This is a genomic window from Paraphotobacterium marinum (assembly GCF_002216855.1).
Lineage (GTDB): Bacteria > Pseudomonadota > Gammaproteobacteria > Enterobacterales > Vibrionaceae > Paraphotobacterium > Paraphotobacterium marinum.
Genome location: NZ_CP022355.1, coordinates 1,115,464 through 1,141,527 on the forward strand (window position 1 = coordinate 1,115,464; position 26,064 = coordinate 1,141,527).

The window sequence follows — 26,064 nt, forward strand, 5'->3', positions numbered from 1 at the left end:
TACCTTTAGCTACAGTATTTTTTGATTTATTGTCGTACACATATATTTTGATTTGAAAGAAACAATTTTAATTCTTTTATATTAACTATATTTTTATGGAAAACTGATGCAGCTAAAGCTCCAGTTACCCGTGTTTTTTCAAAGACATCAGCAAAGTGCTTCATATTTCCTGCTCCCCCAGATGCTATACAAGGAATAGTTAAATCTGATGTTATTTGATTAATTTGATCAATATCAAACCCCAATTTAGTTCCGTCACTATTCATTGTATTAATTACAATTTCTCCAGCTCCTCTAGACTCAACTTCTTTAGCCCAACTAAGGACAGTTCTTTTTGTAATGATTGTTTTGTCTTCTTTTCCAGTAAATTTACAGGCATAATAATCATTATTCATAGCATTCCAAAAAGAGTCTATTCCAATAACAACACATTGTTGGCCTAAATTTTTAACTAGTTCATTAATTAAATCTGGATTTTTAAGAGCTGGAGAGTTAATAGATATTTTGTCTGCGCCTAATTCCAAAATTTGGATTGCATCTTTGACGGTTTGTATTCCTCCAGCCACACAAAAAGGAATATTTATAATAGATGCAATCTCTTTAATCCATTTTTTTGGTACAGTCCTATTTTCCGTTGAAGCTGTTATATCATAAAAAACTAATTCATCAGCACCTTCATTTGAATACTTGGATGCTAACTCTGAAATATCTCCAACTATAGTATGATTTTTAAAATTAACACCTTTAACCACGCGACCATCACGAACATCAAGACATGGGATAATTCTTTTAGTTAACATTGGATACTTTCTCCTGATATGTTCTTGGAAGGTATGTTCCCATCTAAGAGCGCTTTTCCTACTATAACATTTTCAATGCCGACAGTTTTTAAATTGGATAAGTCCTTCACCGAGCTTGTGCCGCCTGATGCTTGAAAAATAATTTGAGGATACTTAAGAACTAACTCTTTGTATAGTCTAAGATTAGGACCCTCCATCATTCCATCTCGTGAAATATCGGTACAAAGTACATTTTTAACATTAAAAGAAACACATTCTGATAAAAAATTAAAAATATTTATTTTAGTTTTATTCTTCCATCCGTTTGTTGCTAAAAAATAACTATCTTTTACTTGATCATAAAAAACATCAACGGCAAGTGTGATTTTTTCCTTTCCAAATTCTTTGATACAATCTTTTAAAAATTCTCTATCATTAATAGCTTTAGAGCCAAGTACAATTTTGTTTATACCATTGTTTAAAAGAGTATTAATATCTTCTTTTTGCCTTATACCACCACCAAATTGGATCGGTGATTTTGAAATACTTGAGAAAGAAGTTATTAAATCTCTTTGATGGTTTTGAGTGTTTTCAGCTCCACTTAAGTCGACAATATGAATAAGTTTACTGTTCAATTGAGAGTATTTTTCAATTAGATCCCTAGGATTGCTATCATAATAGGATATTTCATTAAATTTTCCTTGCCTTAATCTAACCACTTTTCCTTTATAAATATCTATTGCGGGTATAATCATAATTTTTCCTTTTTAAGTATTTAAAAAATTTTTTATTATTTTGGAACCAATTTCACCTGACTTTTCAGGGTGAAACTGAACCCCAAAAAAGTTATTTTGCTCAATAGAGGCTGAGAATTCTTCCGAATATATAGATATACCAGATGTTTCTTTGATAATTGGCACTCTATAACTATGAATAAAGTATTGATAACTACCATTAGGAACATTTTTAAATAAAGGACTTTCAAATTGAAAAAATACTTTATTCCATCCCATATGTGGTAGAGGCAAATTAGATTTTTTTAGATAATTAACGTTCGCATTAAAAATATTTATCCCTGTTGTAGGACTATCTTCAGAATTTTCAGAAGATTGAGAGCAGAGTATTTGCATACCCAAACAAATCCCTAAAGTTGGGACTTGTAATTTTTTAATCGTATCCAATAAGTCATACACTTTTATATTTTGCATTGTAGCATTTGCGGCACCAACCCCAGGTAAGAAAACATGAGTGGATTTTTTTATAACTTCAGAATTGTTTGTTATACATATTTTATCATTTGTGTGCTTTAATATAGCATTATATAGTGACGCAATATTTCCAGTGCCAGTTTTTATAATTGAAATCATACTTTTTCCTTACTCTAGAATACCTTTACTTGAACTTACAATATTTATATCTCTTTGAATTGCTTGTTTTAAGCATTTCCCAAATGCCTTAAATATTGCTTCAACTTTATGGTGTTCATTTTCTCCCTCAAATTTAATATGTATTGATGCTTTTAAACTATAAGATAAAGAATAAAAGAAGTGTTTAAACATTTCTGTAGCTATCCCACCAATACTATCTCTGGAAAATGTGCCATTAAATTTTAGGGAGGGTCTTCCTGATAGATCAATAGAGCAATGAGAAATAGATTCATCCATTGGTAAACAAAAGCCATAACGAGATATATTTTTTTTGTCGCCTAAAGCTTGTCTTAAACATTTCCCAAAAGTAATAGCAATATCTTCTACTGTATGGTGATCATCGATATGCAAGTCACCTTTCGCACTGAGCGATAGAAAAAAACCCCCATGTATCGCAACTTGCTCCAACATATGATCTAAAAATGGAATACTTGTATTAATTTTTGGCTTTTTGAATAAATCTAAATTAATACTTGCACATATGTTAGTTTCATTAGTTGTTCTAGTTAGATTACTAACTCTATTATGGTAAAAAACATGTTCTGAAATTTGATCCCAATTATTTTGTTTAGAACAATATTTTATGCCTTTTATTCCTAAATTTTCAGCAAGTTTAAGGTCACTATCTCTATCCCCAATAACGAAAGAATTATTAAGATCAATTTTTTGTTTAATCAAATATTGCATCAAAAGTCCGATTTTGGGTTTTCTACATGAGCAATCATCACTTTCATAATGAGGGCAAATCAGTATATCTTCAAAATATATATTTTGTGATTTAAGTAGTTCTAACATTAAGTTGTGTGGCTTTAAAAAATTTTCTTTTGGGAAATTAGCTGTTCCCAGACCATCTTGATTTGATACCATTACTAGCTTATAACCAAAACGTATAGCTTGTTTTAAAAAATAAAAAACATTTTCTTCAAATTTTAATTTATCAATTGAATCGACTTGTTTATCTATTTTAGGCTCTTCTATTATTGTTCCATCCCTATCAATAAATAAGTATTTAATTTTCATTTTTAAGTTTCTCCAAGAAGATTTTAATATTATGAACAAAAGATTTACACTCATGCTCAGAGCCAACTGTAACTCTTAGATAATCGGAATAATGCTTGATTAATCTTGTAATAATTTTATTTGCTACCATATATTTATAGATTTCTTGAGCATTTTTACTTTTAATTAAAATGAAATTTGTGTCTGATTGATAGCATACAATTTCATTCTGAGATGCAAGAGACTCAAAAATAAATTTTTTGTTTTTTTCCAATAAAATAAGGTTTTGATTATAATTATTTGTTTTATAATTACTTAAGGCATTCAGAGCAATTTGGCTAACGGGTAGGGGAATAGGGTATGGTGCAATTACTTTTTTTAAGAAATTAATCATTTGTAGGTTTGAAATAATGAAGCCACATCTAATTCCTGCAAGAGAAAATGCTTTTGACAACGTTCTTAAAATAATTAAATTATTATATTTTTTGATTAAATCTAAAGAAGTATTTTTAAAATTGAAATCAATATAAGCCTCGTCTACAACTATTAAAGAATCATTAAAATGAGAAATAATTTTTTCAATAGTTTTTCTTGAAATTAAATTTCCAGTGGGGTTGTTAGGGTTACAAATGAAAATTAATTTAGGAACTTCATTATGTTTGAATAACAGATCTACGTTGATTTCAAAGTTTTTATCAAGAGGTATTTGTATTACCTGAACATTATTTAACTTTGATGAAACTTCATACATTCCATAAGTTGGAGGAAAGGTCATAACTTTATCTATTTGGGGCTCACAAAAACTTTTAATGATTATTTCTATGCCTTCATCCGCCCCTCTAGTGACTAGAATATTATCTTTATTTATTTTATTTTGATTGTAAGCAGCATATTCTAATATTAAATTTTGGGGCTGAGGCTCAGGGTATCTATTCATATATGAGAAATCACCAGATATGCTATAAGGGTTTTCATTAGCGTCTAGATTAATATCAGTAGATTGTGACTCATTCATGATATTTCTCGCTGATTCATAGGGCACTAAATCAAGAAGATGTTTCCTGATAAATTTGTTTAAATTATCATTCATTGTTTATCTCCAATTCTTATTTGCACAGCAGCATTATGGGCAGGTAAGTTCTCAATTGATGCCAGTTTTTGAATTGTTTTGGATAATCGCTTTAGACCGCACTTAGTAATTTCTTGGACGGATACTTGTTTCATGAAATCCATGACACCCAATCCAGAATAAGTTTTAGCATAACCATATGTAGGTAAAACATGATTGGTTCCTGATGCGTAATCACCTGCTGACTCTGGAGAATACTCACCTAAAAATATCGAGCCAGCGTTTTTAATTTCTTGTAAAACTTTTCTTGGATTTTTAGTTTGTATTATTAGGTGCTCTGGTGCAAAGAAGTTACTATAGCTAATACTTTCAGATAGACTATCTGTATGTATGAGTTTTATGTTTTTAATTAACTTTTGAATAAGCTTATAATTTGATAAATCTTTAATTTGTGATCTTATTTCATCATCCACTCTTTTGATAATTTTTTGGCATTCACAGAAAAGAACTGATATTGATTTTTCTCCATGTTCAATTTGACTCAATAAATCAGCTGCAATGAATCTTGGATTTGCATATTCATCTGCAATAATAGCAACTTCAGACGGACCTGCAGGAAAATCAATTGCGACACCAGACTTGATTACTCTTTGCTTTGCTTCAGTGACATAAGCATTACCAGGACCAAATATTTTATTTACAGGTTTGATGCTTGACGTTCCATAGGCTAATGCAGCTATTCCCTGAGCTCCACCAACTCTAAATATATTATGAACGCCACAAATGTAAGCTGCATAAATGATTTCGTTTGAAACTGGTGGGGGTGTAATCAAGCTTATTTCTGGACAATTAGCGATTTGTGCAGGTATTGCTTGCATTAAAACAGAAGATACAAGTTTTTTCGGGACATAAATTCCAACTGAATCAATAGGTAAACTGATTTTTTGGCATATTACTCCTTCAACAATAGTTGTTGGCTCAATATTTATCATTTGTTTTTTATGAAATAAATATATATTTTTATAAGCTTCATCGATAGCATTTTTAGACTCTAAACCGATGTTCTTTATGATTTTATTTATTTCGGATTGAGATAACTTCAATTCTTCAGATTTATAATTGTCAAAATTTTTGTTAAATTTAATAAGAGCTTTATCGCCATCATTTTTTACATCTTTAATAATGGATTTTACCTTTTTTGATAACTCTTTATCAGATTGTATATTAAATCTTAGATTGTTTATTTCTTTTACATTTTTTATTTTAAGTTTCATTTCTTATTCCAAAATCTTTTCAATGGGTACTACTAGGATAGAGTTTGCACCTAGCTCTCTTAGGTTTTCCATGGTTTCCCAAAATATTTGCTCATTACAAACTGAATGAATAATGATTTTATTTTTATCGCTGCCATGTGGAAGTATTGTGGGATAATCTTTTCCTGGTAATAAATTAATAATTTCATTTAAATTATTTTTTGGAGCATGCAGCATGATATATTTTGTGTAACTTGCTTTAATAATGCCATTCACTCTCGGAATTAACATCTCAATTAATAATTCATGTTGTTGGTTTGACGTGTTACTTTGAACTAATGCAGCTGTGGATGAAAAAATTTCTACGACTTCTTTTAGGTCATTTTGCTCAAGAGTCATCCCTGTTGAAACTAAGTCGCAAATGTAGTCTGATAATTTTGCTTTTGGGGCGAGTTCAACAGAACCATTTAAATAGGTTGTATTGATTTTAATATTATTTTTAAGAGCAAAATCCTCTAGAATAAAGGGGTAGGATGTAGCAATCCTTGAGTTGTTTAGTATGGTGGTATCTTCAAAGTCTTTATCTTTTGGAATAGCTATTGATAATCGACAATGGCCAAAATTTAATTTTCTTAATAATTTAAATTTGTTTGGTTTTTTTTCTTTTCTTCTTCTTAATTCACATTCTCTAAGTTCATTTAAACCAATGATACCAAGATCAATGACACCATCCATTAATAAGTCAGCAATATCATTATTACGTAATAAAAGTATATCAATAGGAGCATTTTCACATTTTAATATTAATTTATCTTTTATTGAGCCAAAGTTAAGACCACTCTTTTTTAGTAAATTAATTGATGAGTCAAATAATCGCCCTTTTTTTTGTATTGCTATTTTTAGTCTTTGTTCCATAAAATTCTCCAGTAAAAAAAAAGCCTTGGAATTCTTCCAAGGCTTTTTTTAAACTGGAAGAATTCAAAAATCTTCCAGGTATAACAAATCATCCCGAAAGATTAATCAGGATGATGATGATGATTGTTTAATTTGAAATTGTTCATAAAATATTCCTCTTTATTTTTTTAACGTAGCAGAAATTTGATTTAAGAGCAAGTATTTTTGAAGGGGAGAGTAGAAATAGAATATGAACCATTTTCTTGAAATTTTAATACGAAACCAGATTTATCCCAGTCACCTAAAACAAATCTTTTTCTCGAGACACTATTTTCATTGTAGACATGGATGTGAGGACGATGGGTGTGTCCATGAATCATTTGTGTTACATTATATTTTGTAAACATGTCTTTTACAGCGTTTTCAGAAACATCCATGATTTCCATACTTTTTAATTTATTATGGTTTTTGCTAAATTTTCTTATAATACTAGCTATTCTCTTTTTTAATGAAATAGGAGTAATAGATGAAAGTTTTCTTATAAAATAAGATCTAATAAACTTCCTGAAAACTTGATATGTTTTATCATTGAGACACATTTCATCACCATGGAGAATCAACGTATCAACTCCGTAAAGGTTTATTACACTTTGTTCATTTAATATTGTGACTCCAGTCTCTTTGGCAAAGAGATTTCCTATTAAAAAATCTCTGTTACCATGTATAAAATAGACTGGTATATTTAATTTTGTTAATGTGCTTATTTCTTTTTTTATAGTTAAAACAAGTGTTTCTTTATTATCATCGCCAAGCCAATAATTAAAAAGATCCCCTAATATGAATAAAGCATCTACATGATCTGCATTAATCTTGATGTCATTAAGCAGGTCAAGAAAACACAGGGATATATCATTCCTATTCGAACTCAAATGTAGGTCAGATATGAAATAAGTACTATTCATATTGAAAAAAAATTAATTTACGCTTACGTTATTGATTGTTACATCATTTACTGGAACATCTTGATGAACATATCCTGAATTACTTGTTTCTACTTCTTTAATTTTATTTACAACTTCCATGCCTTCTACAACTTCACCGAAAACACAGTATCCCCAGCCATCAGAAGTTTCAGATTTAAAATCCAGAAAATCATTATCATTTACATTTATAAAAAATTGTGAAGATGCTGAATGAGGATCCATTGTTCTTGCCATTGCAATGGTACCAACTTTATTACTTAATCCATTATTTGCTTCATTTTTAATAGGTGCTTTAGTGCTTTTTTCTTCTAAACCACTATTCATGCCTCCGCCTTGAATCATGAAGCCATTAATAACTCTGTGAAAGATAGTGTTATTGTAAAATCCTTCTTTACAATAAGATAAAAAGTTTTCGCATGTGGTAGGTGCTTTGTCTGTAAATAATTTAATTTTAATGTCACCAAAATTAGTGTGTAAAGTTACCATATATTTTTTCCTATTAACTGTTCAGTTTTAGTTTTAAAGACGAATAAGTTTTGTTATGCTTACAAAAACTAGTAAATAAAGTTTAATTGATTTCGCAATTATAACTTATTTTGATGATAACGAAAATAAATAAATGGTAAGCCAAAAATATGTTAAAGGTCTATAACTCCCTCACTAAAATAAAAGAAATTTTCAAACCGATTAAAGATAAAGAAATAGGAATATATGTTTGTGGAGTAACAGTTTACGATTTTTGTCATATTGGTCATGCGCGTACTTATATATCATTTGATATTATTGTAAACTATCTTCGCTCTATTGGATACAAAGTTAATTATGTACGAAATATTACTGATATTGAAGACAAGATTATAAAAAGATCTATTGAAAAAGGAATTGAATGGAAACAGCTAGTTGATGAAAATATTGAATATATGGACGATGATTTTCTAGCACTCAACATTAAAAAACCTAGTGCTGAGCCGAAAGCTACCGAATTTATAGAACCTATGATTAATATGATCTCTAAATTAATTGAAAAAAATAATGCATATATAGCAAAGTCTGGTGATGTTTTGTTTAGAGTAAATTCTTTTAGTAACTACGGTATGTTATCTGGACAAAAAGTTGAAGAGTTAGAAAATATAAGATCAATACAAAAACAAGAAGATAAAGATAACCCAGCTGATTTTGTTCTTTGGAAAATGTCAAAAGAAAATGAGCCATCATGGGACTCACCATGGGGTAAGGGGAGGCCAGGTTGGCATATAGAGTGTTCAGTGATGACAGAGGGTTTATTAGGAAAACATTTTGATATTCATGGCGGTGGCTCAGATTTAAAGTTTCCTCATCATGAAAATGAAATTGCACAGTCTTGTTGTGCCAATGAAACTAAATTCTGTAATTATTGGCTACATACTGGAATGGTCATGGTTGATAAAGAGAAAATGTCTAAATCGCTAAACAACTTCTTCACGATTAGGGATGTTCTTAAAGAATATGATCCTGAGGTTGTTCGTTATTTTCTTTCAACATCTCACTATAGAAGTAGATTGAATTATTCTAAAGAAAATTTAAACCAAGCTAAATCAGCATTGGATAGAATATACAATGCATTAGTTGGGATTAATTTTGAAAATCAAAGCAGCTATCCTGAACATACTAGCTTTGGCGAAAGATTTAATGATGCAATGAATGATGATTTCAATACCCCTGAAGCATTAGCCGTTATATTTGATTTAGTCAAAGAAATTAATAAATCTAAAGAGACAGATATAGAAAAAGCCACATCTCTAGCTTCAGAGCTTATGAAACTTTGTAAAATTTTAGGTATATTGAATCTAAAACCAGAAGAGTATTTTAATAATTTAAATTCGGCTTCTTTAAGAGAACAGGTTGAAGAGTTAATTAAATCAAGAAATGAGGCTAGAAAAGAGAAAAACTGGGCTAAAGCTGATATGGCAAGAGATAAGCTTAATGAATTGGGTGTTATCTTGGAAGACTCCTCAAATGGCACATCATGGAAAATTAAAGATAAGTAAATTTATATCTCTATTTTTTTAATGAAGGCAACTCGGCTCCGCAATTAAAACAGAATATCGCTTGTTCATTGTGATCTACTTGACCGCAGTTTGGGCATTTAATGTTGTTAGAAGATGTTCTGTTTTTTGCATCACTTATGAATTGTGCAGATACAATACCTGTAGTAACAACAAGAGTGCAATAACCTAGAAGCATAGTAAATGCAGCTATACCTTTACCTAAAACTGTATGAGGCACTAAGTCGCCGTAACCAACGGTTGTCATGGTAACGATTGCCCAATAGACACTAATAAATAGATTATTGAAACCATTTTTAGGACCTTCTACAATATAAATTAGTGTTCCTAAAACAATAACAAAAATAAGCATTGCTAAAAAAAAGACAAGTATTTTTCTTTTGGAGTTATTAATTGAACTTAAAAGTATATTAGAATCTTTTAAATAATTATTTAAACGAAGTATTCTGAAAATTCTTAATACTCGAACGAGTCTGATAATCAAAAGGTAATGAGCTGAAGGAAATAATAATGCTATATATAATGGCATCGTGGCTATTAAATCAACGATACCATAAAAACTTGTAATATATTTTAATGGTCTTGGTGAGCAATAAATTCGAGTTAAATACTCAACTGTAAAGATGATGGTAAAGGCCCACTCAAAAGCAATTATTATTTGGTTATATTTTGTCTCAATAGCCTTAACTGATCCTGCCATTAAAAGTAAATATGAAGCTAATATGAGACTAATTAAAATAACATCAAAGAGTTTACCAAACTTTGTGTCTGTACCAAAGATAATATCGTAGAGTAGTTTTCTGCGTTCACTATTATTCATAGTTAACCTAATCCTGGCAGTAAAAGTTTAATTCCTTGTATAATCATTTCTATACCCATTGAGGCTAACACTATTCCCATGATTCTAGTTATAACATTAATACCAGTTTGCCCGAGAAACTTAACTATTAGGTGAGAGGTTCTAAATAATATCCAACATGTGATAGCAAAAATTCCAAGAGTGAGAGTTGTTGCTAAAATATTAAAAATTCCGGGATTTTTTGTACCATAAACAATAGTTGCACTTATAGCGCCTGGACCAGCTAGTAGGGGAAGAGCTAGAGGTACGATACCAATTTGCTCTTTAATTTTTGATTCATTTTGTTCTTGTTTGTTTTGTTTATCTTCTCCAATCTTTCCTGATATCATTGAAAATGCAATCATAAGGAGTATCATTCCTCCTGCAATTTTAAAAGAGTTGATGGATATTGAAAACATTTCTAGAAAATATTTGCCGACTACTAATGACAAACAAAGAATAATAAACATAGCCAGATTAGCTACTAAAGCAGTTCTAATTCTTTCTGATTCATCCATATGTTGAGTAAGTGTAACAAAAACAGGCATAATACCAACAGGATTTACAACAGCGATTAAACTGACAAAAAACTTCACAAAAATTCCAAATTCCATTTTTTTTAGCTCAACAATTCGTTATATTTTAATTACTCTACCGTTAATATAATCATTTAAAATTATGTAATCAATATTATTTATGATATTTGACTGAATTGATAATTTATCTTTACTGTTAATACCAAATTTTTGACTAATGATTGAATCAATTCGAATATTTTCATTTTCTAGTTCGGACAACCAACTCTTAGTCATATCTTCACTAATTGCCAGCGATAACTCAAAACAAACATTTTGAGGTTGGAATTGAGGTATATTTATAATAATACCACTTTCATTTTTACGATTTAAGTTCTTTTTAAAGCTTTGAATTAAGTTGAAATTAGATGCTAAAGTATTAGTGAATTTTTTGCAAAAATAGTTTATTGAATTAACAGTATATTTTTTGGGAAGGGTAGTGATGCAAAAACAATTAATGCATATATGAACACATTTAAATTTACTTAAATATTTTCCAATATTTTTAGTAATACTTTGATTAGAATCATTATGAATTTTAATAAGTTTATTGGAAATAGTATTACAAAAATCATAAGTTTTCTGGAGCTTTTTAATATCTTTATCGAGCAATATAACATTGCATCCAATTGAACAAAAGTGCATTGCAATTGCTCTTCCTAAATTACTTCCAGCAGAGTTAATTAAAATGTTATGTTTATCACTTAAAAGCATATAAAAGTATAAATTAAATAATGGTATTCATAACTTTAGTCACTCATTAAAAAAGGTCATTTATTAATATAAACAAATATGATCTCAATCACTTTAGAAAATAATGTTAATTGTGTCTAAAGTGCTCTTGAGACCAAGCTACCCTTTCTTTTATAGATTTGTGCTCAAAGTCATAGCCTTTATGTTCAATAAATCTTAATCTTGGAAGAAGGCCTGCACCATTGGCTATTTGAATGGCTAAACCTGGTCTTGCATTTAACTCGAGAACCATTGGTCCTCTTTCTTTATCTAATACCATATCAGCACCCAAATAACCCAAACCAGTCATCTCCCATGCACTTGATGCTATATACAAAAGTTCATTCCAATTGGGTATTGATAACTGATTTAAAATTTGGTTTGTATCTGGATGAGTTAATACAGGAGTGTTAAATTGGACACCTTTAACTGCTTTACCTGTTGCTATATCAATACCAACCCCTATTGCTCCTTGGTGTAAGTTTGCTTTTCCATCAGACTCTGCAGTTGATAATCTAACCATAGCCATAACAGGATATCCTTGAAAAATAATTACTCGTACATCAGGTACTCCTTCATAGCTATAGTTATTGAAAGTATCATCAAAGGATATAATTTTTTCAATCATGGCAACGTCATTTTTACCACCTAGAGAAAACAATCCTGCAAGAGTATTAGTTATATGTCTTTCCACATCTTTTAAACTTATGATTTGGCCAGAAGGTTTAACATAGCTGCCATTATTGTGGGAGGTAATTACTAAAATTCCTTTCCCACCAGATCCCTGAGATGGCTTGATGACAAATCCACCTTCGTTTTCTACCATATTGTGAATATTTTTGACTTGTGATTGACTTTCAATCACACCGATAAGTTCTGGGACATTAGCCCCATACTTTTCTGCAATCATCTTTGTTTTTAATTTATTATCAACTAAAGGGTATTTATTACGATTGTTATATTTACCTATGTAATTTATGTTTCGCTGATTCATACCCATAATACCTTTAGCATTTAATTTTTTTGGAGATGCAAGCTTTGAAAAAAACATTAAATTAATCTCCTTTAATTAAGTGGTTAAATCTTTTCAATTCACTTAAACGATAACCAGTATAGTTACCTAAAATTAGGATAATTGCTAAAATAATAAACTGAGAACCAATAAAATTAAAGGTTAGGTATCTTACATACTCATTGGTCATTGCAAGATAAACTAAAATTGCTGTAAAAAGAGAACCTCCTCCTTGGATTAATACTTCTTTTGAACCTTCTTCTTCCCATAAAATTGACATTCTTTCGATAGTCCAGGATAAAATGATCATTGGGAAGTATGAAATTGAAAGTCCTTCAACTAAACCAACTTTATAGGCTACGATAGTAAATAAAGCCATAATCATGATTACGATAATTATGACCGATGATATCCTGGCTACTAAAAGTAGGTTGAGTTTAGAAAGATAGCTTCGGATGATTAATCCAGTTCCCACGAGTAATAAAAAGCCTATAACACCTACAAGAAGGGTAGTTTGAACAAAAGCCAAAGCTATCAAAACTGGCATGAATGTACCCGAAGTTTTTATTCCAATAATTAATCTTAAAAATACAACTAATAGAGCACCAATTGGAACCAATAATATAGTCTTGAACATTGTTTGCTCTTCAATTGGTAAACTATGAATAGAAAAGTTTAATAAGTTATCAGACTTTACTTTTAATTGTGTTGCATTTGAAGCACTAATATCTCTTGAGATCATTGAAAAACTGACATTACTACTGTGACCGCCAATTACGTCTAATAAGCTTTGATTTGCATTGTTCCAAATTAAATAATTATTTGGTTTACCTAAATCACCAGTTTGTATATCAAGAAGCTGCCAACTGGAGTTATTCCATACTTCTAACATAGGTACAACTGATTGATTTCTTCTACCATCTTCAAGAGCTAAAACACCAATGATGTGAGCATGAACATTACTGAGGGAAAGTAAATCAGTCAATAGTTTAGGTTTTGAATGATTTTTAAGAAGTAACGAAGCACTTTGATTAGATTTTTCATTTAATAATTTAATTAATTCTCTTGCTAAACTTGTAGGATCAGAAGAGAATTTTTGTGCAGAGTCGATTAGTTCTTGAGCTGCATTTTTTTCTACACCTTCAAAGTTAACTTCAGGAAAATTATCCTGTGGCTTTGGTTGGCTTGGGTGAATTGCATATGGGTCGGCTAATATTTGAACCTTATAATAAAGAACTTGTTTTTTTGAGGCTTCTCTGGTGTTCCATTCAACAGTTTTGTTATTATTTTCTTTGTCAACACTAAACGAACTACCAAAGCCAGGCGATGAAGTAGATTCATCTATTATTGTATAGTTTTTTTGTTGTTGAGGAATATTCAAAATAACTTTTGTTGGTCCACCATCTGCAATTAGCTCTACTTTAGCTTCAATATCCCATAAGTCACTATCAGTATTAGGTAAAAGTGGTACACCATATAAGTTGTGTCTAAGCCAAGTTAAGGAAATACCAATAATGATTAAAAATAATATAAATATATAAAAAGGAGTTCTAGATATCATTCTAAGCTCTGTATAATGTAAGTTAATTAAAATAATAAAGTAATTCCGAATTATTCAGTAGTCTGTGACAAAGCACAAAACCATTAACCTAGAGTTACTTCACAATTATTAAGGGAAATCTTTATTTTGCTTCAGTAATTTTTGGTTGAATGAATTTTTTACTAACGTCGACTACAGCTATATCTTTAATATATTGTCTTCCAAGAAGCATGGGAAATTCTAAATGAGAACGATCTGTCAACGTAAATTCAACCTTTTCTTTTGAGTCTCCAATTTGTATCCATAAGTCTACTACTGGTCTTCTTTGTTTACCCGAAGCTGAGGATTGTTTAATTTTAACCCATCGTGCAACAGGAGCTTCTATTTTGGATTTTGCATTATCTTTCAATACATTAAATGAAACCCAATTTTTACCGTCTCTTTCAAAAGTAGTAAGATTTAATGCATTTAAAGATGATGTTTTTGCGCCTGAATCGACTCTAGCTTTCAAATAAACTTTAATATCTCTCAACCAAACCCACTCAACTTGACCTAGTATAATTTTATTATCTAATTTTAAAGTTTTGGTGGTATTACCAATAGCTCGTGTTTCCTTTTTTTGCGAAGCTAAATTAGTGTTTGATTTAAAAATTTTTTGATTCTTATCTATATTCCGATTCAGTTGATTAACTTTATTATTTAATACATTTATTTTTGTTGTTTGGGTATCAATCTTACTATTTAGAGCTGAAAGTTTTTCATTTAACTTGTTATTTTGTTGAGTAATTTGATCGATGTTGCTTTGATTTGAACAACTTGCCAAGATGGATGAAGATATTAGAGCTAAAGCTATACTTATCTTGTTAATATTCATTTATTTTTGTCCCAAAAGGTTTCATTTATTATCAATTATATGTATTTAATTAAAAAACTAGATATTTCATTTCTAAATTTAGTAATGAACTTAGCAATATACTAGTAAATTTTATCATTAAGTAAGCTAAATAACTACTTTATAATTGTGATTAAAAATATTTAGTTTCAAACTTGCAGGATTTTTTATATAAGCTGCGTGAAAAGTTAAGGTCTATTTGCTGTTATTATTACCCTTCTTGGAGGGGGATAACCTTCAACTGTTAAATTTTGATTGGAATTTAAAAATGAATCTAAGGAATTGTATTTCATCCAATCTGTTTGTCTCTGTTCCTCAATGGTTGTGTCACTTTCATTGACAATTTTAATATTAGTAAATTTACACTTTTCTAACCAGACCACTAATGCTTTTGAGGATGGAAAAAAATATACATTTCTCATTTGTGCGTATCTTCCTTTAGGAACAAGAACAGTTGTCTCATCACCTGGTACAACCATAGTTTCAAGAACCAATTCACCTCCTGGCCTTAACTGGTCACGAAGTTGGGATAAATGTTCAATAGGCGAGACTCTATGATAAAGTACTCCCATGCTGAAGACAGTATCAAAACAATTAGCAGGTGGTATTTTTTCAAAAGGCAGTGGTATAAAATAAATATCATTATTGATACCAAGAAGTTTTTTTGAAGCATTAAATTGTGAAAAAAATAATTGAGAAGGGTCTACGCCAATAATTGATCTAGCTTCTTCTCCAAGCATACGCCACATATAATATCCGTTACCACAGCCAACATCTAATACTTTTCTATTTTTGAGAGGAGCTATATGTCGAATAATTCGCTTCCATTTCCAATCAGATCTCCATTCTGTATTAATTTTGATAGGTCCAAATGTAAAAGGCCCTTTTCTCCAGGGGCTGAGTTTTTTTAATAAAGATTCTAGCTTTAAGATGTCTTCTTTGTTAATACATTCACTTAGATTAGTCAGTGCTACTTGATTTTTTAATTCTGTTAAAGGCGATTGAATAATGGGTATTTTTTTTATTATTTTTTTCCATGATTCAAAGTCACTGTTTTTAGTTTCTTCCCAGTGAATTAAAAGAGAAGGGATATCTTTTATCCAAACAGATAGTTCTTTTTCATTTAAAATATAATTGTAAAAAGATTTAAAATATTGCATTAATTATAAACCTACTGTTAAAAGAAATTTTATATTAATATATGTTCTTAAAAAATTATTTAATTGCCAAGAATGAACCAAAGTTGAGATTATTATACCAGATCTCGATATTACTAAATCCTGCCTTTGCCAATCTTGTATAATGTTGATTTTTTGTATCAGTTTTCATAATATTTTCGATCGCGTTTCTTTTTTGACTAATTTCAAGATCACTATAACCATTTCGTTTTTTAAAATCATGGTGTAATAAGGTTAGAATTTGATTGATTGAAGGTGATTCGAATTTAAACTTTTCAGATAAAATTAAAACACCTCCTGGGATAAGAGAGTTAAATATTTTTTGGATTAATTCATCTCTTACTGAGGGTTTTAAAAACTGTAAAGTAAAATTTAGTATGACTACTGATGCATTAGTTATACTTGAAAGTTGTATATCTTCATTAATGATTAAAATATCATTTGAAGTTTTGAAACTGGAAATATGAAGTTTGCACTTTGCACACATTGAAGGAGAGTTATCAATACCAATCAATTTTACATTTTTAACATCTAAAACCTTATCAATACTTAATAAAACATCGCCTAAAGAGCAACCCAAATCATATAATGATGAATGTTCACTTGCATAATATTTAGATAGTTCAGCAGTACCCTTTATGATTTCACGATAACCAGGTATGGATCTAACAGCCATATCTGAAAATACCTCAGCTACCTGTTCATCAAAAGTAAAGTCTTTAATATTTTCAATATATTTAGAATATAACTTGTCGGTTTTCATTGTTTATATAAATTTAAAAAAAAAAATTATAACATAAAAAGTGTTTTTTTATCATAAAAAAACAAAAACAACATTATAATGAATTTCGGTGTCTCAAAACTGTAACAAAGTTGAAATAAAAGTGTAATAATATAGTGTGATTATATACTCAATTGATTGGTGATAATTTTAATTAAATAGGTAAAAACATGAAAACTAAACTTTCCTTGCTTGTTCCTGTAATTGCTGGAATATGTGTTTCTTCAAGTGCTTTTGCAGCATCTACTATTAGCGGTGCTGGTTCGAGTGCGATTGCACCTGCACTATACAAGTGGGCAGAAGCGTATAATAAAGCAACTGGTAACAAAGTAAACTATGCTGCAATAGGTTCAGGTGGTGGATTAAGACAAATTACTGCTGGTGATAGTGGTACTGTTGATTTTGCATGTTCAGATGAGCCCAAACCTCTTAAGTGGTTAAATGATCACAAGTTGGTGCAGTTTCCAATGGTAATGGGTGGGATTGTCGCTATTTTTAACATTCCAGGTGTTGAAACAGGAAAATTAGTTCTTGATGGACCAACTCTTTCTGCTATTTTTCAGGGAGACATCAAAAAGTGGAATGACCCTAAAATTGCTAAACTAAACAAAGGTGTTAAATTACCTGATCTTGCTATTACTGTTGTTCATCGTTCGGATGGTTCAGGTACAACCTACAACTTTACCAATTACTTATCAAAAGTATCAAACTGGAAACCTGGGGTTGACTCAGCAATACAATGGCCTACTGGTTTGGGTGGTAAAGGGAATGCTGGTGTTGCTCAGTATGTTAAAACTTTACCAGGTTCAATTGGTTATGTTGAATATGCATACGCTCTTCAAAATAAATTAACAGTAACCAGCATGAAAAATAAAGATGGCAAGGTCGTAACACCAAAATTTGAAACATTTTCAGCGGCTGCTTCAAATGCTAATTGGGAAGATGCAGCTAAGAAAGGTTATGACATGATCTTAACTGATCAACCAGGTGCACAATCATGGCCAATGGCAATGTCTACTTTTTGTTTAGTTCATTACAAAGATGAAAATGGTAAAAAAGTATCTGCTAACTCTAAAGCTACTGATGCACTTAATTTCTTCAAATGGTCATATAAGAATGGACAAGAGCTTGCTAAACAATTAGACTATATCCCAATCCCTGATGCTGTTTATGGTAAAATTGAAACTTCATGGCCTGTAACAAAATAAATAGCGTTATTAAAATTTTAATATTGGAGTTGGGCATTTAATGTCAACATATAGTATTTCAAAAAAAGATGCCAGAATTCGAAAGGGTTCTGGCACTTCATATTTCTATTCTTTGACCAAAACATTATCTTTTGTGTCACTTATTTTACTCATTGCAATAGTAATTTCTATCTATTTAAATAGTAAAAACATTCTAAGTTGGGACTTTATAATTAGTACTGATTGGAATCCACCAGCTAAACAATTTGGAGCTTTGACTGCAATTGCGGGAACATTAATAAGTGCCGTAATTGCAATTGTATTTGCTGTGCCATTAAGTATATTATGTGCTTTTTTTTGTAGTGAACTAGCACCACGAAAGCTGGCAATTCTGCTGCGCGGATTAATTGATATGTTAGCAGGAATACCAAGTATTATATTTGGTTTTTGGGGATTGATAGTTTTTGTTCCATTTATGCGAGATTATATCTGTCCTTTCGTAAATAATGTTTTAGGCTCAATACCTTTAATAGGTTCTTTTTTTCAAGGACCTCCTATTGGCATTGGCATGCTGACTGCTGGGTTGGTTCTTGCCATAATGATTATTCCAATTATGACTGCAATGATTATAGAACTGCTTAATAGTGTACCGATGCAATTGAAAGAAGCTGCTTTTGGATTAGGATCCACTCGATATGAAGTTGCATCAAAAGTATTGTTTCCATATATTAAATCTGGTGTTTTAGGTTCTTCTATGCTTGGTTTAGGTAGAGCACTTGGGGAAACAATGGCGGTCACATTCGTCATTGGTAATGCTCATGTTTTACCAACACAAATATTAATGCCTGCTACAACTATTGCCTCTTCCATTGCGAATGAGTTTGCAGAAGCTACAAGTGCAGTTCATGCAAATGCTTTAATGGCAACCGGGTTTTTATTGTTCGTTATAACTATAGCTGTTATCTTACTTTCAAGATTTATTTTGGCTAAGTATTCTGAGGATCACTAAAATGAATTTGAAACGTAATGTATCTAACTCTATTTATATTCTTTTTTGTGTTGTTGGAGTTATTATTTGTTTAAGTCCCTTGTTCTCTATTTTTTGGACTTTAGTTTCGAAGGGTTTGTCTGGACTAAGCTGGAGTGTTTTAACGACTCCAACTGCATCAACTGGTTCAAATGGTGGGTTAAGTAATGCCATATATGGGAGCTTAATCTTAACCGGCTTATCTTTATTGATTGCTACTCCTATAGGAATATTGGGTGCAACTTGGCTTGTGGAGTTTGGACAGGGAACAAAGCTTGCAAAATATATTAGACTCTTTAATGATAGTTTATTGAGTATCCCTTCAATTATCGTTGGTCTATTTGTTTATAGTATCATTGTAATTCCTTTTGGGCATTACTCTGCGTATGCAGGTGCGGTCGCGCTTGCTATTATAGCTTTACCAATTATTATGCGAGCTAGTGAGGATGCACTATCTTTAGTACCTATGCAATTACGCGAATCAGCTAGTGCACTAGGAGCACCTCGTTGGAAAGTTACCATATTCATTGTATATAGAGCTGCTCGCTCTGGTTTAGTTACCTCAGTTATTCTAGCGATGGCAAGAATCACTGGTGAAACAGCCCCATTGTTATTTACTGTTTTAAACTCTCAATTTCCATCACTGAGTTTATCAAAACCTATGGCTAATTTACCTGTTACAATTTATGAATATGCATTGAGTCCCTATGATGACTGGAATCAATTAGCTTGGGGCGGTGCATTATTAATTACTATTTTCGTATTAGCTAGTAGTATGATTAGTCGTTCATTATTAAGAAAAAAAGAAGGTCATTAAAATGGAAACAGCAATTAAAGTTAGTGGATTAGATTTCTATTATGGTGAAATTCAATCGCTCTTTGGTATTAATCTTGACATCAAAGAAAAACAAATTACTGGGTTAATTGGCCCATCTGGATCTGGTAAATCCACTTTACTTAGAACTTTTAATCGAATTTATGAATTACACCCTGGACAAAAAGCAAAGGGAGAAATATCACTATTTGGGGACAATATCTTAGAACGAGGAACTGATATTAACTCCTTAAGAGCTAAAGTAGGGATGGTTTTCCAAAAGCCGACGCCTTTTCCAATGAGCATTTTAAAAAATATAACGTTTGCTCTTAAGATGGCCGGAGTCCCTAAAAATTTGCATCAAGAGAAGATTGAAGAACATTTGAAAGATGCTGCATTATGGGATGAAGTTAAGGATAAGCTTCATAAACCAGCCACAGGCTTGTCCGGTGGACAGCAGCAAAGACTTTGTATTGCTAGAACTTTGGCTACTGAACCTGATGTACTGCTTCTTGATGAGCCAACTTCTGCTTTAGATCCAGCATCTACAAAAAAAATTGAAAAACTTTTAGTTAATCTAAAAAATAAATATACTGTAATTTTAGTTACTCATAATTTACGACAAGCTATGCGAGTAGCGGACGAAACTTGTTTTATGATAAAAGGTGAAATTATTGAGTACAGAAATACTAAAGATTTTTTTGAATCGCCTCAAGATCAAAGAACTAAAGAATATATTTCACATGAATAATTAATTTTTTTAAACTTTAAGGTATAAATTTGTAAAAATAAATGATATACTTTACTTGTTTAACGGCCTGATAATCAGACCTATTTATCTGCTACATGATTGAGATTTAGTAAATACTTCGAGTTTTTATTATAAATAGTATAAAGTAAGAAGCTTTGAATCATAAATGTTAGTTAGTTATAAATAATTCTAAGTTTGGCTTGAACGTACAAATTTTATAGTAAAAAATAGGAGACTAAATATGTCTAAAATGACTGGAACAGTAAAATGGTTTAACGAAAGTAAAGGTTTTGGCTTTATTACTCAAGATAATGGTGATGCAGATGTTTTCGTACATTTTCGTTCTATTCAATCTGAAGGCTTCAAAACTTTAAATGAAGGTCAAAAAGTATCTTTTGAGTTAGAGCAAGGTCAAAAAGGTCCTCAAGCTGCTAATGTAACTAAGCTTTAATAAAGACTTAAAAATTTTTTGAAAAACCAGCCAATGGCTGGTTTTTTTTTATTTATTCTTTCTCTTTATCGTTTATAATGACTTTCAAAATAGCGAGTTATAGGAATTAAATTATGTATAAGCAATACTGTGGTCGTCTTGATACATCTCATAAAGATCAATTTATTACCCTTAATGGATGGGTGCAAAAAAGAAGAGATTTGGGAGGCTTGATTTTTATTGACTTGAGAGACCGTGAGGGTATTGTTCAAGTTGTAATTGATCCTGAACATATTGAAACAAATGATGATTTATCTAAGATTAGAAATGAGTTTTGTTTAGAGATAAAAGGGCATGTTCGTTTAAGGCCACAGCAACAAATAAATCATAAAATCACAACTGGTGAAATTGAGATAAATGCAAATACTTTAAAAGTTATCAGCTCTGCTGATAACTTGCCACTTGATTTTAATCAAAATAATTCTGAAGAGCAGCGTCTTAAGTATAGATATTTAGATTTGAGAAGAACTGAGATGTCTCAAAAATTAAAGGCACGTTCTCGAATTACATCTATAATTAGAAATTTTCTAGAAGAGCATGACTTTTTAGATATAGAAACCCCAGTGTTATCAAAATCTACACCAGAAGGTGCTAGGGATTACTTAGTTCCAAGTAGAGTCCACCCAGGGGATTTTTATGCTTTACCTCAATCACCACAGATTTATAAACAACTCTTGATGGTTGCTGGATTTGATAAATATTATCAAATTGTAAAATGTTTTAGAGATGAAGATCTAAGAGCTGATAGGCAGCCTGAGTTTACTCAGGTCGATATTGAAACATCCTTCTTAACATCTGCAGAAATAAGAAATATTGCGGAGTCATTAGTAAGAAGATTGTGGACTCAAACTTTAGATATTGAATTACCTCAATTTCCAGTTTATACATATGATTATGTTATGGAAACATATGGTAGCGATAAACCTGATTTAAGGAATCCATTGAAAATTATTGATTTTAAAAGATCATTATCTTCATGTTCACTTGGTATTATTCAAGAATCTTTGAGTGATGAAAACTATGTTAAAGGTTTATGTATTCCTAATGGAAGTAAACTTTCAAGAAAAGAAATAGATAATTATATTGCTTACGCAAAAACATTCAAATCTAAAGGATTAATTTGGATAAAGTTAAATAACATTAAAGATGGATTAAATGGAATCCAATCTTCCATTAAAAAGTTTTTAACAGATGAAATACTTAATAATATAATAAAAGCTTGTGATGCTGAAGATGGCGATATTTTATTTATAAGTGTAGATAAAAAATCAAATGTATTAAATATTCTAGGCGAATTACGAAATAAAATAGGTAACGATTTAAATTTAATACGCTTAGATGAGTGGCAACCACTTTGGGTAGTTGATTTTCCAATGTTTGAAACTTCTGAAGATGGGAATCTTCAAGCAATGCATCATCCCTTTACAAGTCCAAAAGAAACAAGTGTAGATAAAATACTAGAGAATCCTCTAGAATTACTCTCAAACTCTTATGACATGGTAATTAATGGCTATGAAGTGGGTGGTGGATCAGTAAGAATTCATTCACAAGAGATACAAGCCGCAATTTTTAAGTTATTACATTTAGATGAAGATGAACAACAAGATAAGTTTGGGTTTTTACTCGAAGCATTATCGTACGGAGCACCAGCTCATGGTGGTATAGCTTTTGGTTTAGATAGATTGGTGATGTTATTAGTTGGAACTAATAACATTAGAGATGTTATCGCATTTCCAAAAACCACTTCCGCATCAGATTTAATGATGAATGCTCCATCTTCAGTAGATATAAATGTATTAAAGGATCTTTCGATAACAGTTGAATAAATTTGAGGTGAATTATGGCGGGACATAGTAAATGGGCCAATATTAAACACAGAAAAGCAGCACAAGATGCAAAAAGAGGGAAAATATTCACAAAATTAATACGTGAAATTGTTGTTGCTACTAAAGAAGGTGGACCTGAAGTTGAAAATAATCCAAGACTACGGGCTGCTGTTGATAAAGCTTTATCTAACAATATGACCAGGGATACAGTTAACCGTGCAATCAAACGAGGTGCAGGTGGAGACGGTGATGAAAACCTTGAAACAGTAATTTACGAAGGTTATGGACCAGGTGGGACCGCAGTGATGGTAGAAACCATGACTGATAATAGAAATCGAACTGTATCTGGGGTTAGGCATGCATTTAGTAAAGCTGGAGGTAATCTTGGAACAGATGGAAGTGTTAGTTATTTATTCACAAAAAAAGGAGTAATTAATTATTCTAATGATGTGGATGAAGATTTAATTATGGAAGTTGCTATTGAATCTGGTGCAGATGATGTGGAAGTTTATGATGATAAAACTATTGATGTTATAACCACGCCTGAAGATTTTGGTTCAGTGAAAGATGCTTTAGATGAAGCAGGGTTTAAATCAGAGAATGCCGAAGTAACTCTTATGCCCTCTACAAAAGCAGAACTAGACATCGATACTGCACCAAAATTATTAAGATTAATTGACGCATTAGAAGACTTAGATGATGTTCAAGAAGTATATCATAATGGTGATGTATCGGAAGAAGTAGCAGAAAAACTATAATGATTGTGTTAGGCATAGACCCTGGCTCTAGAGTTACTGGATACGGGGTCATTAGTTTTCATAAAAATAAATTAAATTATTTAGGAAGTGGTTGCATTAAGACCACTTCTTCTGACATTCCTTCAAAAATTGGAGAAATTTTTCAGGACTTAACAGCTGTAATTTTGGAGTTTAGGCCTCATATTTGTGCAATAGAAAATGTTTTTATGGGGAAAAACCCAGGATCAGCACTAAAATTAGGTCAAGCAAGAGGCTCTGCAATAGCTGCGGCAAAAAATCAAAACTTAGATGTTTTAGAGTTTGCACCACGCACAATTAAGCAGCATGTGGTTGGCAAGGGTTCAGCGTCTAAAGAACAGGTAAAACATATGGTTTGCTATCTCTTGAATATACAAGGGAAATTGCAAATAGATGCTTCTGATGCCTTAGCAATATCAATTTGTTGTGCTCATAATATCCGAACTTAGATAGAATTTTTACTGGATATTTAAACAGCTATAAGTTAACCTATTAATTCCAATAAAGTTCAGGATGAGTAAATGATAAGCCAGATTCGAGGTAAATTACTGAGTAAAACCCCCCCTAATATTATTTTAGATGTTAATGGAATCGGTTATGAGATTTCAATACCTATGACTAACTTCTACAATTTACCACAGGTTTCTGAAGAAGTGAGTCTTTTTACTCATTATGTGGTTAGGGAGGATGCTCAACTTTTATATGGATTTTTAACATCTTTGGAAAAATCTCTTTTTTGCGAGGTAATTAAAGCAAATGGAGTTGGGCCTAAACTTGGTTTAGCTATTTTGTCATCCATGAATGCCTCAGAATTTTGTATTGCTATTTCTGAAAAAAATACAAAACAGTTATTAAAAATACCAGGTATTGGTAAACGAACAGCTGATAGGTTAATTGTTGAGCTTGCAGATAAACTTGAAGATTTCAATACAGAATTAGCTGGATTAAATTATGATGTTAGTCTCTCTGAAAACAATTCTAATATTGAGTCTGAAGCTGTTAATGCTTTGGTTTCTTTAGGATATCGAGAAACTGATTCGAGAAAGACCGTCAAGAATATTTTTAAACAAGATTTTAGTTTAGAAGACACAATAAAATATGCACTTAAAAGTATGATAAACTGATAGGGTGTTCAGTTATGTTGGAAATAGATAGAGTTTTTAATGTTGATGATAATGAACAAGATAACGACAGGGTCATTGATAAGGCTATACGACCTAAATTTCTAAAAGATTATGTAGGACAAGAACCAGTAAAAAAACAAATGGCTGTTTTTATTGAGGCAGCTAAAAACAGGGGAGACTCACTTGATCATGTCTTAATATTCGGTCCTCCAGGCCTAGGAAAAACAACATTATCTCATATAATTGCAAATGAAATGGGAGTAAATCTCAAAACCACATCAGGCCCTGTTATCGAAAAACAGGGAGATTTAGCTGCTTTATTAACAAATCTTGAAGAAAATGACATTTTATTTATTGACGAGATTCATAGGCTTTCACCTAACATTGAGGAAATATTATATCCTGCAATGGAGGATTTTCAGTTAGATATTTTAATTGGTGAGGGACCAGCTGCACGATCCATAAAAATTGATTTACCTCCATTTACTTTGATAGGTGCTACAACAAAAGCAGGTGCGTTAACTTCTCCTTTAAGGGATAGATTTGGAATAACACAGCGCTTAGAGTTTTATAATACTGTAGATTTAAAAAATATTTTAATTAATAATGCAAAGTCTTTAAATGTTAATATTGATGAAGATGGTGCTTATGAAATTGCAAGACGGTCTCGCGGCACACCAAGAATCTGCAATCGGTTACTAAGAAGAGTAAGAGACTACATTGAGGTCGGTCAAAGAAGTTGTATTAATGAAGAAACCGCTAATGATTCGTTAAATTTATTAGACGTTGATGATTTGGGTTTTGATTATTTAGACCGAAAATTAATATCTGTTATTATCGAAAAGTTCAATTTTGGACCTGTTGGCTTAGATAATTTAGCTACCGCAATTGGAGAAGCTAAGGAAACCATAGAAGATGTTATTGAACCTTTTTTAATACAAAAAGGATTTATACAAAGAACACCTAGAGGACGAATTATTACTGAATTTGGCATTACCCAATTTAAAAAAAATAATTTATTTGCGTTATCAAACAAGAATCAATGATTGATGTTTTACATACATTATGTATT

At 31.1% G+C, this 26,064-nt stretch carries 28 protein-coding genes and 1 other annotated feature; of the genes, 11 read left to right on the forward strand and 17 right to left on the reverse strand.

What is annotated here, in order from left to right; genetic code table 11:
• Positions 1-26: 26 nt before the first annotated feature.
• From hisF to CF386_RS05885, 9 genes are all read right to left on the reverse strand, one after another.
• On the reverse strand, positions 27-800 hold the full coding sequence (hisF, locus tag CF386_RS05845; protein ID WP_089073468.1) for an imidazole glycerol phosphate synthase subunit HisF: 774 nt from the start codon (positions 798-800) through the stop codon (positions 27-29).
• The gene (hisA, locus tag CF386_RS05850) at positions 794-1,534 is read right to left on the reverse strand and encodes a 1-(5-phosphoribosyl)-5-[(5-phosphoribosylamino)methylideneamino]imidazole-4-carboxamide isomerase (protein ID WP_089073469.1); all 741 of its coding nucleotides are present in this window, start codon (positions 1,532-1,534) and stop codon (positions 794-796) included. Before hisA ends, hisF begins: the two co-directional genes overlap by 7 nt.
• 12 nt (positions 1,535-1,546) lie before the next feature.
• Positions 1,547-2,146 carry an imidazole glycerol phosphate synthase subunit HisH gene (hisH, locus tag CF386_RS05855; RefSeq protein WP_089073470.1) on the reverse strand — a complete coding sequence of 200 codons (600 nt, stop codon included), beginning with the start codon at positions 2,144-2,146 and terminating at the stop codon, positions 1,547-1,549.
• 9 nt (positions 2,147-2,155) lie between these two features.
• Positions 2,156-3,226: a bifunctional histidinol-phosphatase/imidazoleglycerol-phosphate dehydratase HisB gene (gene hisB, locus CF386_RS05860; RefSeq protein ID WP_089073769.1), complete on the reverse strand. Its 1,071-nt coding sequence runs from the start codon at positions 3,224-3,226 to the stop codon at positions 2,156-2,158.
• Positions 3,216-4,295, reverse strand: coding sequence for a histidinol-phosphate transaminase (gene hisC / locus CF386_RS05865; protein ID WP_089073471.1), 1,080 nt, complete (start codon positions 4,293-4,295; stop codon positions 3,216-3,218). The genes hisB and hisC overlap by 11 nt, the downstream gene beginning before the upstream one ends.
• On the reverse strand, positions 4,292-5,548 hold the full coding sequence (gene hisD, locus CF386_RS05870; RefSeq protein WP_089073472.1) for a histidinol dehydrogenase: 1,257 nt from the start codon (positions 5,546-5,548) through the stop codon (positions 4,292-4,294). The genes hisC and hisD overlap by 4 nt, the downstream gene beginning before the upstream one ends.
• A 3-nt stretch (positions 5,549-5,551) precedes the next feature.
• Positions 5,552-6,442 (reverse strand): ATP phosphoribosyltransferase, encoded by an 891-nt coding sequence (hisG, locus tag CF386_RS05875; RefSeq protein WP_089073473.1) that lies wholly within the window; start codon positions 6,440-6,442, stop codon positions 5,552-5,554.
• A 13-nt stretch (positions 6,443-6,455) separates the two neighbouring features.
• Positions 6,456-6,568: a sequence feature (His leader region), on the reverse strand.
• A 62-nt stretch (positions 6,569-6,630) separates the two neighbouring features.
• Entirely contained in the window at positions 6,631-7,383 is a 753-nt protein-coding gene (locus tag CF386_RS05880; protein ID WP_089073474.1) for a UDP-2,3-diacylglucosamine diphosphatase, read from the reverse strand.
• 12 nt (positions 7,384-7,395) lie between these two features.
• Positions 7,396-7,890: a peptidylprolyl isomerase gene (locus CF386_RS05885; RefSeq protein ID WP_089073475.1), complete on the reverse strand. Its 495-nt coding sequence runs from the start codon at positions 7,888-7,890 to the stop codon at positions 7,396-7,398.
• 149 nt (positions 7,891-8,039) lie between these two features.
• Between CF386_RS05885 and cysS the strand changes: the two genes are divergently transcribed.
• A complete protein-coding gene (cysS, locus tag CF386_RS05890; protein ID WP_089073476.1) occupies positions 8,040-9,431 on the forward strand; it encodes a cysteine--tRNA ligase in 1,392 nt (463 codons plus the stop codon).
• A 10-nt stretch (positions 9,432-9,441) separates the two neighbouring features.
• Here the strand turns inward: cysS and CF386_RS05895 are convergent, their stop codons facing one another.
• The 8 genes from CF386_RS05895 to cmoA form a co-directional block, all read right to left on the reverse strand.
• On the reverse strand, positions 9,442-10,269 hold the full coding sequence (locus CF386_RS05895) for an ion transporter (RefSeq protein WP_089073477.1): 828 nt from the start codon (positions 10,267-10,269) through the stop codon (positions 9,442-9,444).
• Positions 10,270-10,271: 2 nt separating this feature from the next.
• On the reverse strand, positions 10,272-10,901 hold the full coding sequence (locus CF386_RS05900; protein WP_089073478.1) for a YchE family NAAT transporter: 630 nt from the start codon (positions 10,899-10,901) through the stop codon (positions 10,272-10,274).
• A 21-nt stretch (positions 10,902-10,922) separates the two neighbouring features.
• Positions 10,923-11,576, reverse strand: a complete 654-nt coding sequence (locus CF386_RS05905) for an SDR family NAD(P)-dependent oxidoreductase (protein WP_089073479.1) — start codon at positions 11,574-11,576, stop codon at positions 10,923-10,925.
• 106 nt (positions 11,577-11,682) lie between these two features.
• Positions 11,683-12,645 carry an alpha-L-glutamate ligase-like protein gene (locus CF386_RS05910; protein WP_089073480.1) on the reverse strand — a complete coding sequence of 321 codons (963 nt, stop codon included), beginning with the start codon at positions 12,643-12,645 and terminating at the stop codon, positions 11,683-11,685.
• A 4-nt stretch (positions 12,646-12,649) separates the two neighbouring features.
• Entirely contained in the window at positions 12,650-14,167 is a 1,518-nt protein-coding gene (locus tag CF386_RS05915; RefSeq protein WP_089073481.1) for an inactive transglutaminase family protein, read from the reverse strand.
• A 121-nt stretch (positions 14,168-14,288) separates the two neighbouring features.
• Entirely contained in the window at positions 14,289-15,020 is a 732-nt protein-coding gene (locus tag CF386_RS05920; RefSeq protein WP_089073482.1) for a putative ATP-dependent zinc protease, read from the reverse strand.
• Between the two features lie 206 nt (positions 15,021-15,226).
• Positions 15,227-16,198, reverse strand: coding sequence for a tRNA 5-methoxyuridine(34)/uridine 5-oxyacetic acid(34) synthase CmoB (cmoB, locus tag CF386_RS05925; RefSeq protein WP_089073483.1), 972 nt, complete (start codon positions 16,196-16,198; stop codon positions 15,227-15,229).
• 55 nt (positions 16,199-16,253) lie between these two features.
• Positions 16,254-16,979, reverse strand: coding sequence for a carboxy-S-adenosyl-L-methionine synthase CmoA (cmoA, locus tag CF386_RS05930; protein ID WP_089073484.1), 726 nt, complete (start codon positions 16,977-16,979; stop codon positions 16,254-16,256).
• 188 nt (positions 16,980-17,167) lie between these two features.
• Between cmoA and pstS the strand changes: the two genes are divergently transcribed.
• The 10 genes from pstS (at position 17,168) to ruvB (ending at position 26,038) form a co-directional block, all read left to right on the forward strand.
• Complete coding sequence (pstS, locus tag CF386_RS05935; protein WP_089073485.1) at positions 17,168-18,205, forward strand: phosphate ABC transporter substrate-binding protein PstS; 1,038 nt, start codon at positions 17,168-17,170, stop codon at positions 18,203-18,205.
• Positions 18,206-18,245: 40 nt separating this feature from the next.
• Positions 18,246-19,193 (forward strand): phosphate ABC transporter permease subunit PstC, encoded by a 948-nt coding sequence (gene pstC, locus CF386_RS05940; protein WP_089073486.1) that lies wholly within the window; start codon positions 18,246-18,248, stop codon positions 19,191-19,193.
• 1 nt (position 19,194) lies between these two features.
• A complete protein-coding gene (gene pstA, locus CF386_RS05945; RefSeq protein WP_089073487.1) occupies positions 19,195-20,028 on the forward strand; it encodes a phosphate ABC transporter permease PstA in 834 nt (277 codons plus the stop codon).
• Position 20,029: 1 nt separating this feature from the next.
• Positions 20,030-20,776, forward strand: coding sequence for a phosphate ABC transporter ATP-binding protein PstB (pstB, locus tag CF386_RS05950; protein WP_089073488.1), 747 nt, complete (start codon positions 20,030-20,032; stop codon positions 20,774-20,776).
• A gap of 241 nt (positions 20,777-21,017) precedes the next feature.
• Positions 21,018-21,227, forward strand: coding sequence for a transcription antiterminator/RNA stability regulator CspE (gene cspE / locus CF386_RS05955; protein WP_089073489.1), 210 nt, complete (start codon positions 21,018-21,020; stop codon positions 21,225-21,227).
• A gap of 113 nt (positions 21,228-21,340) precedes the next feature.
• Positions 21,341-23,092 (forward strand): aspartate--tRNA ligase, encoded by a 1,752-nt coding sequence (gene aspS / locus CF386_RS05960; RefSeq protein WP_089073490.1) that lies wholly within the window; start codon positions 21,341-21,343, stop codon positions 23,090-23,092.
• 14 nt (positions 23,093-23,106) lie between these two features.
• The gene (locus CF386_RS05965; protein WP_089073491.1) at positions 23,107-23,850 is read left to right on the forward strand and encodes a YebC/PmpR family DNA-binding transcriptional regulator; all 744 of its coding nucleotides are present in this window, start codon (positions 23,107-23,109) and stop codon (positions 23,848-23,850) included.
• On the forward strand, positions 23,847-24,317 hold the full coding sequence (ruvC, locus tag CF386_RS05970; RefSeq protein ID WP_089073492.1) for a crossover junction endodeoxyribonuclease RuvC: 471 nt from the start codon (positions 23,847-23,849) through the stop codon (positions 24,315-24,317). Before CF386_RS05965 ends, ruvC begins: the two co-directional genes overlap by 4 nt.
• 72 nt (positions 24,318-24,389) lie before the next feature.
• Entirely contained in the window at positions 24,390-24,992 is a 603-nt protein-coding gene (gene ruvA, locus CF386_RS05975) for a Holliday junction branch migration protein RuvA (protein ID WP_089073493.1), read from the forward strand.
• A 14-nt stretch (positions 24,993-25,006) separates the two neighbouring features.
• Positions 25,007-26,038, forward strand: a complete 1,032-nt coding sequence (ruvB, locus tag CF386_RS05980; RefSeq protein ID WP_089073494.1) for a Holliday junction branch migration DNA helicase RuvB — start codon at positions 25,007-25,009, stop codon at positions 26,036-26,038.
• The last annotated feature ends 26 nt before the right edge of the window (positions 26,039-26,064 follow it).